The organism is Pseudomonas sp. Sample_24 (assembly GCF_004307605.1).
GTDB lineage: Bacteria > Pseudomonadota > Gammaproteobacteria > Pseudomonadales > Pseudomonadaceae > Aquipseudomonas.
This window is the reverse complement of record NZ_RCNW01000031.1, coordinates 1-2,158: the sequence shown is the minus strand read 5'-3', so window position 1 is coordinate 2,158 and position 2,158 is coordinate 1. Positions and strand designations below refer to the sequence as shown.

Here is a 2,158-nt window from a genome sequence, read left to right as displayed (position 1 = left end):
TTCGGTTCGCCGAACAAGCAAGGCAAGGAAGACTGCCACGGCGCCCCGTTGGGTGACGCGGAAATCGCCCTGACCCGCGCTGCGCTGAAGTGGAACCACGGTCCGTTCGAAATTCCGGCTGACATTTATGCCGAGTGGGATGCCAAGGAAGCCGGCCTCGCGGTCGAGGCTGACTGGGATCAGCGTTTCGCTGCCTACTCCGCCGCATTCCCGAGCGAAGCCAATGAACTGGTGCGTCGTCTGAGCGGCGAACTGCCGGCCGACTTCTCCGAGAAGGCCGACGCCTACATCGCCGAAGTCGCGGCCAAAGGCGAAACCATCGCCAGCCGCAAGGCCAGCCAGAACGCCCTGAACGCGTTCGGTCCGCTGCTGCCTGAGTTCCTCGGCGGTTCGGCTGACCTGGCCGGTTCCAACCTGACCCTGTGGAAAGGCTGCAAAGGCGTCACCGCCGAAGACGCCAGCGGCAACTACATGTACTACGGCGTGCGTGAATTCGGCATGACCGCGATCATGAACGGCGTTGCCTTGCACGGCGGTCTGGTGCCTTACGGCGCGACCTTCCTGATGTTCATGGAATACGCCCGCAATGCCGTGCGCATGTCGGCCTTGATGAAACAGCGCGTGATCCACGTCTACACCCACGACTCCATCGGTCTGGGCGAAGACGGCCCGACTCACCAGCCAATCGAGCAACTGGCCAGCCTGCGCTGCACGCCGAACCTCGATACCTGGCGTCCGGCCGATGCCGTTGAATCGGCAGTCAGCTGGAAGTACGCACTGGAACGCAAGGACGGTCCTTCGGCCCTGATCTTCTCGCGTCAGAACCTGCAGCACCAAACCCGCAACGCGCTGCAGATCGCCGACATCAGCCGTGGTGGTTATGTGTTGAAGGACTGCGCCGGCGAGCCTGAGCTGATCCTGATCGCCACCGGTTCGGAAGTCGGCCTGGCTGTTCAGGCTTTCGACAAGCTGACCGAGCAAGGTCGCAAGGTGCGTGTGGTGTCCATGCCGTGCACCAGCGTGTTCGATGCCCAGGATGCCGGCTACAAGCAATCGGTCCTGCCGTTGCAGGTCAGCGCCCGTATCGCCATCGAAGCCGCTCATGCGGACTACTGGTACAAGTACGTGGGCCTGGAAGGTCGCGTAATCGGCATGACCACCTACGGCGAGTCGGCGCCTGCGCCTGCCTTGTTCGAAGAGTTCGGCTTCACCCTGGAAAACATCCTGGGTCAGGCTGAAGAGCTGCTGGAAGACTGATCCAGAAGATGTGCGTCTGATCTGACGCCATCGCTGGCAAGCCAGCTCCCACAGGAATTTCCAGTGAACACAGATTTTGTGAGCACCAGAAAAACCTGTGGGAGCGGGCTTGCCCGCGATAGCGATAGTTCAGGCGATGCTTCACTATCGGATTCACCACGGTAATAGAGAACCCCATGCCTCAACCGCGTCCCTACAAAGTTGCACTCAACGGCTACGGCCGGATTGGTCGTTGCGTCTTGCGTGCGTTGTTCGAGCGAGGCGAAAAGGCCGGGTTTGAAATTGTCGCGATCAACGATCTGGCCGACATGGCCAGCATCGAATACCTGACACGCTTCGACTCCACCCACGGGCGTTTTCCCGGTGAGGTGAAGGTCGACGGCGATTGTCTGCATATCAATGGCGACTGCGTGAAGGTCCTGCGCAGTGCCACACCCGAAGGCATCGATTGGGCGTCGTTGGGCGTCGATCTGGTGCTGGAGTGCTCCGGCGCGTACCACACCCGCGAAGACGGCCAGCGTTTTCTCAACGCCGGTGCGCCACGGGTGCTGTTTTCCCAGCCGATGGCCAGCGAGGCCGATGTCGACGCCACCATCGTCTACGGCGTGAACCAGGATTGCCTGAGCGGCGATGAGCTGCTGGTGTCCAACGCGTCCTGCACCACCAATTGCGGAGTGCCGCTGTTGCGCCTGCTGGATCAGGCGCTTGGTCTGGAGTACGTGTCGATCACCACGATCCACTCGGCCATGAACGATCAGCCAGTCATCGATGCCTATCACCACGAAGACCTGCGCCGCACCCGTTCGGCGTTTCAGTCGGTGATCCCGGTGTCCACTGGTCTGGCACGCGGCATCGAACGCCTGCTGCCGGAACTTGCCGGGCGAATTCAGGCCAAAGCCGT

General features: G+C 61.5%; 2 protein-coding genes. Both read left to right on the top strand.

The window, feature by feature from the left end:
- On the top strand, positions 1-1,257 hold a 1,257-nt coding region (locus D8V06_RS01555; protein ID WP_277751278.1), incomplete at its 5' end, for a transketolase.
- Positions 1,258-1,433: 176 nt separating this feature from the next.
- Positions 1,434-2,158, top strand: a 725-nt coding sequence (locus D8V06_RS01550; RefSeq protein WP_130930312.1) for a glyceraldehyde 3-phosphate dehydrogenase NAD-binding domain-containing protein, incomplete at its 3' end; no start/stop codon positions are given.